Source organism: Sphingobium sp. KCTC 72723 (genome assembly GCF_014280435.1).
GTDB lineage: Bacteria > Pseudomonadota > Alphaproteobacteria > Sphingomonadales > Sphingomonadaceae > Sphingobium.
In genome coordinates, this window is the sequence record NZ_CP060388.1 from 552,473 (window position 1) to 569,403 (window position 16,931).

Sequence of the window (16,931 nt, forward strand, 5' to 3'; positions counted from 1 at the left end):
GACAAGCCGCTCTTGTCTGAGCAATGGTAACGCTATCAGTTAGGGCGCGGCAAGCAAAATGCGCGCCGCGTGATAAAAATGGAGAGGGGTAAGGTGGTTCGTTCCTGCAAAATCCTGTGCGCTGCATCGGCGATCGCGCTGAGCATTGCCCTGCCGCTGGCCCCTGTCCAGTCCGCGCCATCGACTGCCGCGTCGAAGGCGATTTACAAGGATGCCAGCGCCCCGATCGAAGCGCGCGTGGACGACCTGCTGTCCCGCATGACACTGGATGAAAAGATCGCCCAGATTACGACGGTTTGGGACGGCAAGGTTGCCATCTATGATGAGCGGCTCCAACTGGACATGGCCAAGCTGCGCGGCAAATTTCCCAATGGTCTTGGCCATTTCGCGCGCCCATCCGACGCGAAGGGGGCCGTCAGCCCGCGCGTGGCAAAAGGTCGCGACCCGCGCCAGACCGTCGCGCTGGTCAATGCGCTGCAAAAATGGGCGATTACGGAAACGCGGTTAGGCATCCCGATCCTGTTCCATGAGGAAGGACTGCATGGCTATGCCGCGATCGGCGCGACGAGCTTTCCCCAGTCGATCGCCATGGCATCCTCCTTCGACACGGATATGCTGCGCGAGGTGAACGCGGTCATCGCGCGGGAAATCCGTTCGCGTGGCGTCAGCCTAGTCCTCTCGCCCGTGGTCGATATCGCCCGTGACCCGCGCTGGGGACGGATCGAGGAGACGTTCGGCGAGGATCCCTATCTTGTCGGCGAAATGGGGGTCGCGGCGGTCGAGGGGCTGCAAGGCGCTGGGCGCGCGCGCATCCTGCCGCCCGGCAAAGTGTTCGCTACGCTCAAGCATCTGACGGGCCATGGCCAGCCCGAAAGCGGCACCAATGTCGGCCCCGCGCCCTATTCCGAACGGGAATTGCGGGAGAATTTCTTCCCGCCCTTCGAACAGGTCGTGACTCGCACCGGCATCGAAGCGGTAATGGCGTCCTACAATGAAATCGACGGAGTGCCGTCCCACGCCAACCGCTGGCTGCTGGACGACGTGCTGCGCCGCGAATGGGGGTTTCAGGGGGCGGTCGTCTCCGACTATTCGGCGGTCGACCAGTTGATGAGCATCCACCATATCGCCGGGTCGCTGGAGGAAGCGGCGATCCGTGCGCTCGACGCGGGCGTGGACGCGGACCTGCCCGACGGCATTTCCTACGTCCTGCTGGGTAAGCTGGTGCGGGAAGGCAAAGTCAGTCAGGCCAAGGTCGATCTGGCGACGCGCAGGATGCTGGAGCTGAAATTCCGCGCCGGTCTGTTTGAAAATCCCTATGCCGATGCGGCGGCGTCTGAAAAGATTACCAATAATGCGCAGGCGCGTGCGCTGGCGCTGACGGCGGCGCAGCGGTCGATCACCTTGCTCAAGAATGACGGCATGTTGCCGTTGAAGCCCGAAGGCACGATTGCCGTTATCGGGCCGAGCGCGGCGGTCGCGCGGTTGGGCGGCTATTATGGCCAGCCGCCGCATACCGTTTCCATCCTCGACGGGATCAAGGCCAAAGTCGGCACGCGTGCCAATATCGTCTTTGCCCAAGGCGTGAAGATTACCGAAGATGACGATTGGTGGGCCGACAGCGTCACCAAATCCGACCCAACCGAAAACCGCAAGCTGATCGCGCAGGCAGTGGAAGCCGCGCGCAATGTCGATCGCATCGTCCTGACGCTGGGCGACACCGAACAGTCGAGCCGCGAAGGCTGGGCCAACAACCATCTGGGCGATCGCCCTAGCCTGGACCTGGTCGGGGAACAGCAGGAACTGTTCGATGCGCTGAAAGCATTGGGCAAGCCGATTACGGTCGTTCTCATCAACGGGCGGCCTGCTTCGACGGTCAAGGTGTCCGAACAGGCCAACGCCATAATCGAAGGCTGGTATCTGGGCGAGCAGGGCGGCAATGCCGTGGCGGATGTGTTGTTCGGGGATGTGAACCCCGGCGGCAAGCTGCCCGTCACGGTGCCGCGTTCGGTCGGGCAATTGCCGATGTTCTACAATGCCAAGCCCAGCGCGCGGCGCGGCTATCTGTTCGATACCACTGACCCGCTTTATCCGTTCGGCTTTGGTTTGAGCTACACGACATTCGCCCTGTCGCCGCCGCGCCTTTCGGCGGCCAGCATCGGCACGGGTGGGACGACGACTGTCTCGGTCGATGTCCGCAACAGCGGTGCACGGGCAGGGGACGAAGTGGTTCAGCTTTATATCCGCGACAAGGTGAGTTCGGTCACGCGCCCGATCAAGGAATTGAAGGGCTTTGAGCGGGTGACGCTGAAACCGGGCGAAGTCCGCACCGTGACCTTCACGATCCGCCCGGAATCGCTGTGGATGTGGAACGACAAGATGGAGCGCGTGGTCGAGCCGGGCGATTTCGAGGTGATGACCGGCAACAGTTCGGTTGCGCTGCAATCCGCGACGCTGACGGTGACGCCATGACGGTCGCACGCCGCCAGGCGCTGGGCCTGCTCGCTTCCACCTCGCTTCTCGCGGCGGCACCAGCGATGGCCGCGAAGAAGGGCGGCCCGCTTTACAAGGATGCGTCCGCGCCCATCGACCTGCGCGTCCGCGACCTGCTGGGCCGTATGACGCTGGAGGAAAAGGTCGGCCAGATCATCGCGCTCTGGGCGACCAAAGCGGACATCATGGAAGATCTGATATTTTCCCCGGCCAAAGCCAGCAAAGCCTATCCCGACAGTTTCGGCCAGATCACCCGCCCTTCGGACCGGCGTGGCGCGGCGCAGGACAGCAATCAGGCGGGTGGCGTCGGTGCGCGCTGGCGCACGCCGGCGGACACCGTGGCGTTCATTACCGCCGTCCAGAAATGGGCGCTCAATGAAACCCGACTGGGTATCCCGGTCCTGTTTCATGAAGAATCGCTGCACGGCTATATGGCGACCGACGCCACCATGTTTCCGATGGCAATCGGCATGGCGGGCAGTTTCGATCGGGAATTGATGAGGGAAGTCCAGTCCGTCATCGCCCGCGAAGTCCGGGCGCGCGGCGTCCATCTGGCGCTCTCGCCGGTGGTGGACATTGCCCGCGATCCCCGCTGGGGCCGGATCGAGGAGACGTTCGGCGAAGATCCTTATCTGTGCGGCGAAATGGGCGTCGCGGCGGTGCTGGGCCTGCAAGGCGAAAGCCGCCAGATCGGCCCGGACAAGGTCATGGCGACGCTCAAACATATGACCGGCCATGGCCAGCCGGAAAGCGGCGAAAATATCGCGCCTGCGCCGATCAGCGAACGCGAATTGCGCGAGAATTTCTTCCCGCCCTTCCGCGAAGTGGTCAAGCGCACCGGCATCGCGGCCGTCATGCCGTCCTATAATGAAATAGACGGGGTGCCGTCGCATCAGAATAAGTGGCTGCTGGGCGACATATTGCGCGGCGAATGGCATTTCGACGGCGCGGTGGTCAGCGATTATGGCGCGGTCCACGAACTTGATACTATCCACCATGTCCAGCCCGACCCGGAGGCGTCGGCCCGTGCCGCCCTGCGCGCCGGGGTGGATTGCGAGTTGCCCGACGGGATGACCTATCGGACGCTCGTGGAACAGGTCCGCAGCGGAAAGGTGCCGCTTGAAGCGATCGACATCGCCTGCACGCGCATGTTGACGCTCAAATTCCGCGCGGGCCTGTTCGAAAATCCCTGGCCGCGTAAGGATTATGACGCGCTGACCGGCAATGCAGAGGCGCGTGCGCTGGCCTTGAAGGCCGCGCATAAATCCGTCGCGCTGCTCAAGAATGATGGCACGCTGCCGCTGACGCCGGGCGCGCACAAGCGAGTTGCGGTGATCGGTCCCAACGCAGCCATTGCGCGGCTGGGCGGTTATAGCAGCATCCCGCGTCAGGATATTTCGTTGCTGGACGGCGTGAAGGCGAAACTGAAGGGCAAGGCGGACGTGGTCCATGCGCAGGGCGTGTTCATCACGCAAAGCGAGGACCGATCGGTGGACGAGGTGCTGCTGGCCGACCCGGCGAAGAATCGCGACCTGATCGCACAGGCGGTGGAGGTGGCGAAAACTGCCGACATCATCCTGCTGGCGATTGGCGATACCGAACAGACCAGCCGCGAAGGCTTTGCGAAAAACCATCTGGGCGACCGCACCAGTCTGGACCTGATCGGCGAGCAGAACGCCCTGTTCGCCGCGATGCAGGCAACAGGCAAGCCTGTCGTGGTCCTGGCCATCAATGGGCGTCCACCCAGCTATCCGGCTGTGGTCGATGGCTGCAACGCGCTTTTGGAATGCTGGTATCCGGGGCAGGAGGGTGGCACGGCCATGGCCGATGCGCTGTTTGGGGACATCAATCCCGGCGCGAAGCTGCCTGTCACTGTTGCGCGCGATGCGGGACAGATCCCGATCTTCTACAACCGCAAGCCATCGTCCCGGCGGGGCTATGTGTTCGAGGATATTTCACCGCTGTTCCCCTTCGGTTTCGGCCTTAGCTACACGACGTTTTCTTTCGGGAAGCCACGGCTTTCCGCGTCGCGCATCGGCACCGGCGGAACGGTCATGGTGGAAGTCGATGTGCGCAATACAGGCGACAGGGCGGGGGACGAAGTCGTCCAGCTTTACGTCCATGACCAGACCGCCAGCGTCACCCGACCCATCAAGGAACTCAAGGGCTTCGAGCGCATCACCCTGTCCCCCGGCGAGAGCAGGACCGTGCGCCTGACGCTGGGACCGGACGCATTTGCGCTCTGGAACATCGACATGGACGAAGTGGTCGAACCGGGCCTGTTCGACATCATGGTCGGCCCGGACAGCGAAAATTTGCAATCGGTCAGGCTGGAAATCATCTGATCGCGATAATTGGTCAGGCCACTATTGACGTTAAGCCTGATTACGGAAATATTGGTTTTACCAATTCACGGAGATCCTATGCCCATCATCACAGGCGCCAAGGTGATCGTCACATCGCCCGGCCGTAATTTCGTGACGCTGAAAATCGAAACCGACGAAGGCGTCTATGGTCTGGGCGACGCGACGCTCAATGGCCGGGAACTGTCAGTAGCCAGCTATTTGCAGGACCATGTCGTTCCCTGCCTGATCGGGCGCGACGCCCACCGGATCGAGGATATATGGCAGTATCTGTATAAGGGTGCCTATTGGCGGCGCGGCCCGGTCACCATGTCGGCGATCGCAGCGGTCGATACTGCGCTGTGGGACATCAAGGGCAAGGTTGCTGGCCTGCCGGTCTACCAATTGCTGGGCGGCGCGAGCCGTGAGAGCGTGATGGTCTATGGCCATGCCAATGGCACCACCATCGAAGATACGATCAAGGTCGCGCTCGATTATCAGCGGCAGGGTTATAAGGCGATCCGCATCCAGTGCGGTGTGCCGGGCATGGCGTCGACCTATGGCGTGTCGAAGGACAAATATTTCTACGAACCCGCCGATGCCGACCTGCCGACCGAAAATGTCTGGAACACCAGCAAATATATGCGGGTCGTCCCCGAACTGTTCAAAGCGGCGCGTGAAGCGTTGGGCTGGGACGTGCATTTGTTGCACGATATCCATCACCGCCTAACCCCGATTGAGGCCGGTCGCCTGGGCAAGGATCTGGAGGAATATCGCCCCTTCTGGCTGGAGGATGCGACGCCGGCGGAAAATCAGGAAGCGTTCAGACTGATCCGCCAGCACACCACCACGCCGCTGGCGGTGGGCGAGATTTTCAATTCGATCCATGATTGCCGCGAACTGATCGAAAATCAGCTGATCGACTATATCCGCGCCACTGTGGTCCATGCCGGTGGCATCAGCCATTTGCGCAAGATCGCCAATCTGGCCGACCTCTATCAGGTTCGCACCGGCTGCCACGGCGCGACAGACCTGTCGCCGGTCTGCATGGCCGCCGCGCTGCATTTCGACCTGTCGGTCCCCAATTTCGGGGTGCAGGAATATATGCGCCACACGCCCGAAACCGATGCAGTATTCCCCCATGCCTATACGTTCGCGGACGGGGCGATGCATCCTAGCGATGCGCCGGGACTGGGCGTGGACATCGACGAGGAACTGGCCGCAAAATATGAATATAATCGCGCCTTCCTGCCGGTGAACCGGCTGGAGGATGGCACCATGTTCAATTGGTGATCTTGTGAGCCGCCTCATCCTGTCATCGTCATTCCCGCGAAGGCGGGAATCCATCTTCGGACTTCGCGTCCGGGGATGGCTTGGGAGATGGATCCCCGCCTTCGCGGGAATGACGGATAAAAATAGGACAGGTCATGCGTGAAGACATCCCCAAACCCTCCGGCAAAATCCGCTGGATCGTCTGCGCGCTGCTGTTCGGCGCGGTCGTGCTGTCCTATGTGGATCGCCTCGTCCTGCCCACGCTCAAGCCCGATCTTCAGGTCCGCTATGGCTGGAGCGAGAGTGGCTATGCGGATTTGGCCATCTGGTTTCAGGCGGGTTATGGCATTTCCTATGTCTTTTTCGGTCGGCTGATCGACCGGATCGGCGCGCGGGCGGGCTATACATTGGCGGTCACGCTGTGGACGATCGGCCATATCGCGCATATCTTCTTCACCTCGACCGCCGGGATGTTGATCGCCCGTATTCCGCTCGCCATCGGGGAGGCGGGGACGTTCCCCGCCGCCATTGCCGCGACCAATGAATGGTTCCCTAAGAAGGAACGCGCGCTCGCCATTGGTATCTTCAATGCCGGGTCCAATGTCGGCGCGATCCTGACGCCGCTGGTCGTGCCGATCATTGCAGTGACGCTGGGCTGGCGCTGGGCCTTCATTCTCACCGGGCTGCTGACCGTGGTGTGGCTGGCGGCGTGGCTGGGCTTTTATCGCCGCCCACGCGATAAAAAGAGCCTGACGCGCGAGGAACTGGCGTGGATCGAAACCGATCCTGTGGAGGAAAAGCGCCCGGTTACATGGGCCACATTGTTCCGCCTGCGCCAGACCTGGGCCTATATGCTGGGCCGTTTCCTGATCGACCCGGTGTGGTGGACATTTCTGTTCTGGCTGCCCGATTTCTTCAACAAGCAATATGGCGTCAAGATGCTGGATTTTGGTCCGCCGCTGATTGCCGTCTATCTGCTGGCCGATGTCGGGTCGGTGGCGGGAGGCTGGGCCTCCTCGCGCTTCATGGGCCGGGGCTGGAGCGTCAATCGCGCGCGCAAGACGGCGATGCTGCTCGCGGCGTTGTGCGCCGTGCCGATCGCCTTTGCTGCCCACGCGCCCAACATGTGGGTCGCGGTCGGCCTTATCGGCCTCGCCTGCGCCGGGCATCAGGGCTTTTCCGCCAATCTCTATGCGTTGCCGGGCGATGTGTTTCCGCGCTGGATGGCGGGGTCGGTCGTGGGGCTTGGCGGGCTGGCGGGCGCGATCGGCGGCATGATGATGGCAAAGTTTGCCGGGACCATATTGGAAACCGTCGGCAGCTACGGCCCGATCTTTGCCGTCGCATCCTGCGCCTATCTAGTCGCACTTTGCACTATTCACCTCATCATACCGCGCTATCAGGTCGTTGACACCGGTATCAGTGGAGTCTCGTCATGACCAAGCCCCTTCGCCTGCACCCCGACCGCCTTTTCCCGTCCGAACCGCGCACCCGCGACATTGCCCGCGCATTATATGCCAGCGTCAAGGATCTGCCGATCGTATCGCCCCACGGCCATACCGACCCGCGCTGGTTCGCCTATGACGAAGCCTTTGCCAATCCCGCCGAACTGCTGATCGTGCCGGACCATTATGTGTTCCGCATGTTGTTCAGCCAGGGCATCCGTCTGGAGGAACTGGGCGTGCCAACCGTGGATGGCAGCCCGACCGCCAGCAACCCGCGCGCCATCTGGCATATTTTCGCCGCCAACTATCATCTGTTTCGTGGCACGCCGTCGCGCATGTGGCTCGACTGGGTCTTTGCCGAAGCGTTCGGCATCGACGTGCGGCTGGAGGCGGAGACGGCCGACCATTATTACGACATCATCGACGCGGCGCTGAAAACCCCGGCATTCCGCCCGCGCGCTTTGTTCGAGCGTTATAATATCGAAGTCATCGCCACCACCGAAGGCCCGCTCGACCCGCTCGACCATCACCGCGCAATCCGTGGCAGCGGCTGGAATGGCAAGGTCGTCACCGCCTACCGCCCCGACCCGGTGCTGGACCCGGACGATCCCCGTTTCATCGACAATGTGCAGCGTTTCTGCGCCATGGCGGGCGAGGATGCAGGCAGCTTTGCCGGATATCTGCGCGCCCATGAAAAGCGCCGCGCCGACTTTCGCGAAGCAGGCGCAACCTCGACCGACCATGGCCACCCGTCCGCCTTCACCGCCAACCTGCCGCGCGGTGAGATCGAGGCGCTTTATGCCAAGGTCACCAGCGGCCCGGTCAGCGCGCAGGAGGCCGAACTGTTTCGCGGTCATATGCTCGTCGAAATGGCGCGCATGTCGATTGCCGATGGCATGGTGATGCAGCTGCATCCGGGCGTCCACCGCAACCATAATGCCGCCGTGCTGGCGCGTTTCGGTAAGGACAAGGGGGCCGACATTCCCACCACCGGGGAATTTGTGAAAGCGCTCAAGCCCTTGCTCGACCTTTATGGCACCGACCCGCGCCTGACGCTGATCCTTTTCACGCTGGACGAGGATGTCTATTCGCGCGAACTGGCACCACTGGCGGGCCATTATCCCGCGCTCAAGCTGGGTCCGCCCTGGTGGTTCCATGACAGCCCGGAAGGGATGCGCCGTTTCCGCGAGCGCGCCACCGAAACCGGCGGCTTTTACAACACGGTTGGCTTCAACGACGACACCCGCGCTTTCCTGTCGATCCCCGCGCGCCACGACGTCGCCCGGCGGATGGACTGCGGCTGGCTCGCCCAACTGGTCGTGGAACATCGGATGGAGGAGGATGAAGCGTTCGAAGTGGCCCGCGCGCTCGCCTATGACCTCGTCAAGCAGGCTTACAAGCTGTGAGCCGTCTGTCTACACAGTCGCTTGCCGATCTGCCCGCCGATGTCGTGCGCCCCGGTTACGACCGGGCGCAGGTCAAGGCCGGGGTCGTCCATCTGGGCATCGGTGCGTTCCACCGCGCGCATCAGGCGGTGGTGTTCGACGATGCGTTGAACGCTGGCGACCTGCGCTGGGGCATCGTCGCCGCGTCGCTGCGATCGCCATCGGTGCGCGACCAGATGGTGCCGCAGGACGGCCTCTACACCATGCTGGTGCGGGATGGCAGCGCCGAGCAGGCGCGCATCATCGGCGCGGTGCAGGACGTCATCGTCGCACCCCAGGATCCGCAGGCGCTGATCGCCGCGCTGGCCGCACCCGACACCCATATCGTCACGCTGACCATCACGGAAAAGGGCTATAAGCTGGACCCGGCGACCGGCGCGCTTATCGAGGATGATCCGCAACTGGCCGCCGACCTTGTGTCGCTGGACAGTCCGCAGACTGCGCCGGGCTATCTGGTCGCGGCGCTGGCGCGGCGCATGGCGACGGGACTAGCGCCCTTTACTGCTATCAGTTGCGACAATCTGCCGCATAACGGCACTCGCCTGCGCAATGCGGTGCTGGCACTGGCGCGGCGGCATGACGTCAATCTGGCCGACTGGATCGCGGCGGAGGGGGCTTTCCCCGAAACCATGGTCGACCGCATCGTCCCGGCCACGACGCCCGATGACATCGCCACTCTGACGGCGCGCCTGGGTGTCGAGGATCAGGCGATGGTCAAGACCGAACCCTTCATCCAGTGGGTGATCGAGGACAGGTTCTGCGGCCCGCGCCCTGATTTCGGCGCAGGTGTGCAACTGACCGCCGCCGTCGCCCCATGGGAAGAAGCCAAGCTGCGGCTGCTCAATGGCGCACATAGTGGCATTGCCTATCTTGGCGGGCTGGCCGCGATCGACCATGTCCATGAAGTCCTCGCTCTGCCCGAAGCGCGGTTCTTCGTCGAAGCGTTGTGGGACGAGGCGGAAACGACCCTGTCGCCGCCGCCCGAACTGGACGTTGCGGCCTATCGCACGCAATTGATGGCACGGTTCGACAATCCCACGCTGCGCCACCGCACGCGCCAGATCGCGATGGACGGATCGCAGAAACTGCCCCAGCGCCTGCTCGCCACTATCGCCGCGCGGATCGACGCGGGGCAGGGGATAGACGCGCTCACGCTGGCGGTTGCGGCCTGGGTGCGCTGGCAGGCGGGGCAGGATGATCTGGGCGAGGCCCATGTCGTGGATGATCCGCTTGCGGCTCCGATCGCTGCTGCGCTCGACGCGGCAACGACCACGGCAGAACGGGTCGCCGCCATTCTTGCCTTCGACGCTGTCGTCCCGCCTGCGCTGGGCGCGAACGCACAGTTTCGCGACACGCTCACCCGCTGGCTCGCCATTCTCGAAACACAGGGCGCGCGCGTCGCGCTCGTCACTTTCCACGGAGATTGATCCATGCGCCTTTCGGCAACTCTTGGCGGCACGATCGCTTCCTCTCTTGCGCTGATAGCGGGCGTGGCGCAGGCCGCGCCGCCGCAGCTGGTCAGGCAAGGGACGGCGACGCAACTGCATGTCCAGGGCAAGCCGATGCTGCTGATCGCGGGCGAACTGGGCAACAGCAGCGCGTCGAGCGCCACCTATATGGCCCCGCACTGGAAGCGGTTGAAGGACATGCACCTCAACACCGTGCTGGCCCCGGTGGCGTGGGAACTGATCGAGCCGGTCGAGGGAAAATATGACTTCTCCTCGGTCGATGCGCTGATCCGCGATGCGCGCGCCCATGATCTGAAACTGGTCATCCTGTGGTTCGGCGCGTGGAAGAACAGCATGTCCACCTATGTCCCGGCATGGGTGAAGCGCGATCAGGCCCGCTTTCCCCGTGCGGCCTTGCCCAACGGGCAGGGAGTGGAAATATTGTCCGCCATGGCCCCCGCCACGCTGGAGGCCGACCAGAAAGCCTATGCCGCGTTGATGGCGCATATCAAGGCGGTGGACGATAAGCAGAACACTGTCGTCATGATGCAGGTGGAAAATGAGATCGGAATGTTGCCGGTCGTGCGCGACTATGGCCCGTTGGCAGATGCGGCGTTTCGCGGGTCGGTTCCGCCTGAACTCATGGCCTATCTGACGCAGCATCACGACACCCTCGTCCCGCAGATGAAGCAGCTTTGGGAAGAACAGGGTGCCAAGACCAGCGGCACATGGGCCGACGTCTTCGGCCCCGGCCACGCGGGCGAAGAAGTCTTTACCGCCTGGCATTATGCCCGCTTTGCCGACGGCCTGACCCGCGCGGGCAAGGCTGCCTATGATATGCCGATGTATGTCAATGTGGCGCTTAACCGCCCCGGTCGCCTGCCCGGCGAATATCCCAGCGGCGGGCCGCTGCCCCATCTGATCGACGTTTGGAAAGCAGGCGCACCCGCGATCGACTTCATCGCGCCCGACATTTATTTCCCCAATTTCGTGGACATCGTGAACGGCTATAAACGGCCCGACAATCCGCTGTTCATTCCCGAAGCGAACAATGCCGATCATCCGCAGGTGCCGGGCAATGCCTTTTACGCCATCGGCAAGCTGGACGCGATCGGCTTTGGTCCCTTCTCGATCGAGTCGGTCGATGAAAAGCCGGGCCAACTGGGCGAGGCTTATGCGATCCTCGATCAGCTCCAGCCGCATATTCTGGCCGCGCAGGGACTGGGCCGTATGTCGGCCTTTCGGCCAAAGGCGCTTTATGACGAAACCATCGTCTATGAGCCGGTTACGGAAAAGATCGGCAATTACCGCTTCACTGTTTCCTACGCTGATATTCAGCGCCCGGTGCTGACACCCGAAACGGGCAATGCAGGCGGCATCATCATCCAGACCGGGCCGGAGGAATATCTGATCGCGGGGCAGGGGATTACCGTCACTTTCGCGCCGGTCGGGCCGGGGCCATCGCTCGCCGGGATCGACAGCGCCTATGAAGGGCATTTCGATGCGCAGGGGCGTTGGGTGGCGGGGCGGCTGCTGAATGGCGATCAGACCCATCAGGGCCGCCATATCCGCCTGTTTCCGGGCCAGTGGGGCATCCAGAAAGTTCGCCTTTACCGTTACCAATAAGCCACAGCGACATGTCTTGACAAACAAGACATGTCGCTGCATTACTATTTGTGATAGCGCTACCACTTTACGCCCACCGGAAAGTCCGGGGGCTGCGCTCAGGAGAGGGGATTATCATGTCTTCACACACCAGAATGTTTCGCTCTGCGCTGTTCGCAGCATCGGCCCTCGGCTCAATCGGCCTGTCGCAGGCTGCCTTTGCGCAGGACGCCGCACCCCAGACCGTCGCGACGCCCCAGGATGGCGATGTCGCCGACATCGTCGTAACCGGCATCCGTGCCTCGCTGGCGAGCGCTACCAATGCCAAGAAGGATGCCGTTGCTTTCGGTGACTCCATCTTTGCCGAAGACATTGGCAAGCTGCCCGCCACGAACCTCGCCGAAACGCTGAACCGGATGCCGGGTGTGCGCCTGAACCGCGACATTAACGGCGAAGGCACCCAGGTCGCGATCCGTGGCCTTGGCCCCAGCTTCACGCGCGTCCTGCTCAACGGTTCGCAGCTTCAGGTCGCGTCCGACGGCGGCACGAACGGGGGCAGCGCCAACCGCGAAGTCGATCTGGACTTCTTCCCGTCCGAACTGTTTACCCGGCTTGATCTGGCCAAAAGCCCTACGCCTTCCACGCTGGAAGGCGGCATCGCCGGCACCGTCAACCTGCGCAATGCACGTCCCTTCGACAAGCCCGGCACGCATGTCACTCTCGTCGCGCAGGGCCAATATACCGACAGCAACGACAAGTTCAGCCCGCGCGGCGCGCTCGTCGCCAGCCACACGACCGACACGTTCGGCATCTTGCTGGGCGTTGCCGGCGTCAAGACAAAGACTCGCGTCGATGGCTTTGAGTCGCTGGGCTGGACCGACGGTAATCTGGGCGCTGGCGATCCGGGCGGCAATAATTTCTCCTACGCTTCGGTCGTCCCGCGCAACGCAGGGCATGGGCTGGTTGCGGGGCAGCCCGTCGATGTCGTCGCCACGTCGGGCCTGACCCGTTCGCAACTCAGCACTGCGTTGATCCCGCGTCTGGGCCGTCAGGCGCTGACCGAAGGCGATCGTTCGCGCATTTCCGCGCTGGCCGCGATCGAATGGCGTCCCAGCGACGAACTGCATTTCGCGCTCGACGGCCTGTGGGCCAGGTCGAAGCGCAACTATGATCGCCTGATCATGAACTGGCAGGTGCGCAATTCCGGCCCCGGCACCAGTGCGCAATCGACTGGCGGCATGATCCCCATCGGTCTGACCGTCGATGACAATGGCGTCGTCACCAGCGGCACCTTCGCCAATTCCTCGCTGTTTCTGGAAGCCAGCCAGTTCAAACAGACGACGAAGTTCTGGAACGTCAACCCCAGCGTCATGTGGAAACCGGCAGAAGACCTGACCGTCAACCTGTCGGCCAACTGGTCCAAGAGCAGCTTCTTCCGCGAACAGCCGACCTGGGCTTTTCAGACCCGTCCGCAATCGGGCGTGGACGTCTATTTCGACAATACAGGGCAGGGCGATTATCCCGCCATCACCACCAATGTCGATCTGAACAATCCCAACAACGGTCTGTGGGAATGGTATCGTCAAAATGTCGCGCTGGTCCGCCGCACGACCGAGACGAAGGGCGCGCATTTCGACGTCACCTATGGCGATGAGATGTTCAATGTGAAGGTCGGGGCCGCCTATGACCGCGCACAGCGCACCATCCGCGCCTATGACAACAGCCCGGCCTATCAGTTGTCGGTCTGCGGCGCAGGTTGCACCGGCGCGACCGGCACCATCCCGACCAGCGCGGTTCCGCAATATCTGATGCCGTCAAGCACCAGCAATTTCGGCCACCTGGCGAGCGGAAACATCGGTTTCACTTCTTATATCCGCCCGGATTTCGAGGCGATCAAGCAGGCGACCAACTATGCCAGCTTCCGAGACGGCGCGCCTGAAACGCGCGGTGCAGTCACTGGCGGCGCGACTGGAGACATGGACGAAACCGTCATGGGCGCCTATTTCGAGCTGAACGGCCTCACTACGCTGGCAGGTCGCGACCTGCGCATCAATGCCGGTATGCGCTATGCCCATACCAAGCAGGAAGTCGTCGGACCCAGCCAGGTCGGCACCGCCATCATCGACATTACGTCGCGGTCGAAATATGAAAATTTCCTGCCGTCGATCAACTTGACCTATGACATTGCCGACAATGTAAAGCTGCGCGCGTCGGCCTCGCGCACGATGACCCGCCCGGATGCGGGGCAGATCCTTCCCGGCATCACTTTCTCCGACCCGTCGGCTCTGCTGGCCAGTGCGGGCAATCCTGAACTGAAACCCTATACGTCCGACAATTACGATATCGGCGGTGAAATCTACACCGGCGGCATCGGCTATATCGGTGTGTCGCTGTTCATGAAGAATATTCAGGGCTTCACCGTTACGCAATCGCAGCAGGTAAGCTTCGGGTCGCTGAACATTCCGTTCGACAGCCTCATTTCGACCCAGCAAAATGCGCTGCGCGACCGTTCGCTTCAGACCGGCATCGCCATCGATGCGCTGCCGATCACGGTGAACCGGCCGATCAACCTGTCCGACCTGAAGATCAAGGGTCTGGAAGCGACCTGGGTCCAGCCGCTCGATTTCCTGTTCAAAGGATTGGGCTTCTCTGCCAACGGCACCTATCTCGACCAGTCTTCCTCGTCCGGGCTGGTGGCGACCGGCGTATCTAAATATTCCTACAATCTTCAGGGCTTCTATGAGAATGACGGCCTGTCGGTCAGCCTGAACTATGTGTGGAATGACGACGCGATTGCGCTGAACGGTCCGCAAAACGGCATCAGCAACGCCAATCTGCGTTCGGAAGCGCGCGGCCAGTTCGATATGTCGGCAGGCTATCAACTGCCCTTCTTCAACAAGGCGCTGCGCCTGACGGTCGATGTCCTCAACATCACCAACGAACCGATCCGCACCAACTTCGAATATGATAATGCGCCCTATTCGGTCTATTATCCCGGTCGCACGGTGCTGGCCGGTATCCGGGCCAACTTCTGATCCTCCCCCAGGGAAAACTTACAGGGTCGGCGGCAACGCCGGCCCTTTTTCTTGGGTTGCGCCCAAATAATATGTCAGGATTTGGTGATCATGATGATGCGTTCTTTCCTCGCGCCTGTTCTTGCGGTTGCCGCCCTTACCGCTGGTCCGGCGCAGGCGCGCACCTGCACCCCGACATGGGTAGCGGGCTGGGCGTCCGCGCAATTCCTGCCGACCGGCGACGCCGCGCTGCCTGCCGGAACGCTGGCCGACAGCACGCTGCGCCAGAATATACGCGCGTCGATCGGCGGGGATCGGGTGCGGGTGCGCCTCTCCAATCTTGAAGGGACCAAGGCGCTTGCCCTGTCGGGCGTCAGCATCGCCCGCGCCATCAGCCCTGCGTCTGCGGCTATCGACCCGGCCACACGCCAGATGCTGCGTTTCGATGGCAAGGCGGACGTGACCGTTCCGGCAGGTGCGGACTATCTGTCCGATCCGGTCACGCTGCCGGTCAAGGCGCTCGACACGCTGGCTATATCGATCCGTTATGCGGGCGAACCGTCGGCGCAGACGGCGCACCCCGGCGCGCGTGCGACATCCTATATCCTGCCCGGCGATCATCTGGCTGATGCGCAGATGACCGGGGCCGCAACCTTCGACCATTGGTTCAACCTTACGGCGATAGAAATCGAGCGGTGCCAGCCGGTAAAGCTGATCGTGGCGCTGGGGGATTCCATCACCGACGGGCGCGGCTCCACGACCAACGGTAACGACCGCTGGACCGACCGTCTGGTCGAGCGGCTACAGGCCGACCCGAAGCGTCGCCATGTCGCGCTGGTCAATCAGGGGATTGGCGGCAACCGCCTGCTGGACGACGGGCTTGGTCCCAACGCATTGGCGCGGCTTGACCGTGACGTGCTGGCCCAGCCGGGCGTGACGCAAATCATCCTGCTGGAAGGGATCAACGACCTTGGCACGCTGACCCGCGACGCGCCGGTTAGTCCGGCGGCGCATCAGGCCCATGTCGCCCGCATCATCGGTGCCTATCGGCAGGTCATCGCCCGCGCCCATGCCAGGGGGATCAAGGTCATTGGCGCGACTATCCTGCCCTTTGTCGGCAATGCATATTATCACCCGGATGCCCGCAATGAAGCAGACCGGCAGGCGGTGAACGATTGGATCAGGACGCCGGGACATTTCGATGGCCTGATCGATTTCGACCGCGCAACCCGCGACCCCGCGCACCCCGACCGGCTGCTTCCCGCCTATGATGTCGGCGACGCGCTGCATCCTTCGCCAGCGGGATACAGGGCGATGGGCGACGCGATCCCGCTGACCCTGTTCGACTAAGCTATTTCCGCCGCCCGCCTGCGTCCAGCACCGTTTCCATCGCTACGAAGGTCGATGTGCTGGCGACATGGGGCAGGGCGGAAATTTTTTCGCCCAGCACAGTGCGATAGCGGCGAATATCCGCCGTCCGCACTTTGAGCAGATAGTCGAAGCTGCTGGCGATCATGTGGCATTCCTCGACTTCGGCGATCCGCCGCACGGCCGCGTTGAATTCGCCCAGAGCGGCCTCGCGCGTGTCGGACAGTTTGACTTCGGCGAAAGCGACATGGTCCAGCCCCAGCTTCGCCGGATCGACGATCGCGCGAAACCCCTTGATCACGCCTGCCTCGACCAATCGTTTCAGTCGGACCTGTGCGGGTGTCTTGGACAATCCGACCTGCACGGCCAGATCGGTGACGGTCATGCGGCCATCCTCCACCAGCGCAGCGACGATTTTGCGGTCGAATTCGTCCAGTTCGACTGTTTGGAGTGTCTTATCCATGGAAATTGCCTAGCATAAGCCATTTAATAAGTCATATCC

10 protein-coding genes are annotated in these 16,931 nt (G+C 62.4%); 9 read left to right on the forward strand and 1 reads right to left on the reverse strand.

The window, feature by feature from the left end; translation table 11 throughout:
- Positions 1–78: 78 nt before the first annotated feature.
- The 9 genes from SPBM01_RS02910 (at position 79) to SPBM01_RS02950 (ending at position 16,411) form a co-directional block, all read left to right on the forward strand.
- The gene (locus SPBM01_RS02910) at positions 79–2,469 is read left to right on the forward strand and encodes a glycoside hydrolase family 3 N-terminal domain-containing protein (RefSeq protein WP_410483042.1); all 2,391 of its coding nucleotides are present in this window, start codon (positions 79–81) and stop codon (positions 2,467–2,469) included.
- Positions 2,466–4,835 carry a glycoside hydrolase family 3 N-terminal domain-containing protein gene (locus tag SPBM01_RS02915; RefSeq protein ID WP_188063933.1) on the forward strand — a complete coding sequence of 790 codons (2,370 nt, stop codon included), beginning with the start codon at positions 2,466–2,468 and terminating at the stop codon, positions 4,833–4,835. The genes SPBM01_RS02910 and SPBM01_RS02915 overlap by 4 nt, the downstream gene beginning before the upstream one ends.
- Before the next feature lie 78 nt (positions 4,836–4,913).
- Complete coding sequence (manD, locus tag SPBM01_RS02920) at positions 4,914–6,125, forward strand: D-mannonate dehydratase ManD (protein ID WP_188063934.1); 1,212 nt, start codon at positions 4,914–4,916, stop codon at positions 6,123–6,125.
- Between the two features lie 134 nt (positions 6,126–6,259).
- Positions 6,260–7,543 carry an MFS transporter gene (locus SPBM01_RS02925; protein ID WP_188063935.1) on the forward strand — a complete coding sequence of 428 codons (1,284 nt, stop codon included), beginning with the start codon at positions 6,260–6,262 and terminating at the stop codon, positions 7,541–7,543.
- Positions 7,540–8,955: a glucuronate isomerase gene (gene uxaC, locus SPBM01_RS02930; protein ID WP_188063936.1), complete on the forward strand. Its 1,416-nt coding sequence runs from the start codon at positions 7,540–7,542 to the stop codon at positions 8,953–8,955. Before SPBM01_RS02925 ends, uxaC begins: the two co-directional genes overlap by 4 nt.
- Positions 8,952–10,421 carry a mannitol dehydrogenase family protein gene (locus tag SPBM01_RS02935; protein ID WP_188063937.1) on the forward strand — a complete coding sequence of 490 codons (1,470 nt, stop codon included), beginning with the start codon at positions 8,952–8,954 and terminating at the stop codon, positions 10,419–10,421. The genes uxaC and SPBM01_RS02935 overlap by 4 nt, the downstream gene beginning before the upstream one ends.
- A gap of 3 nt (positions 10,422–10,424) precedes the next feature.
- Positions 10,425–12,068 (forward strand): DUF5597 domain-containing protein, encoded by a 1,644-nt coding sequence (locus tag SPBM01_RS02940; RefSeq protein WP_188063938.1) that lies wholly within the window; start codon positions 10,425–10,427, stop codon positions 12,066–12,068.
- Between the two features lie 116 nt (positions 12,069–12,184).
- A complete protein-coding gene (locus SPBM01_RS02945) occupies positions 12,185–15,082 on the forward strand; it encodes a TonB-dependent receptor (RefSeq protein ID WP_410483021.1) in 2,898 nt (965 codons plus the stop codon).
- A 93-nt stretch (positions 15,083–15,175) separates the two neighbouring features.
- On the forward strand, positions 15,176–16,411 hold the full coding sequence (locus SPBM01_RS02950; RefSeq protein WP_188065526.1) for an SGNH/GDSL hydrolase family protein: 1,236 nt from the start codon (positions 15,176–15,178) through the stop codon (positions 16,409–16,411).
- Position 16,412: 1 nt separating this feature from the next.
- Here SPBM01_RS02950 and SPBM01_RS02955 read toward each other — a convergent pair whose 3' ends face one another.
- Positions 16,413–16,892, reverse strand: a complete 480-nt coding sequence (locus SPBM01_RS02955) for an Lrp/AsnC family transcriptional regulator (RefSeq protein WP_188063939.1) — start codon at positions 16,890–16,892, stop codon at positions 16,413–16,415.
- Positions 16,893–16,931: the final 39 nt, after the last annotated feature.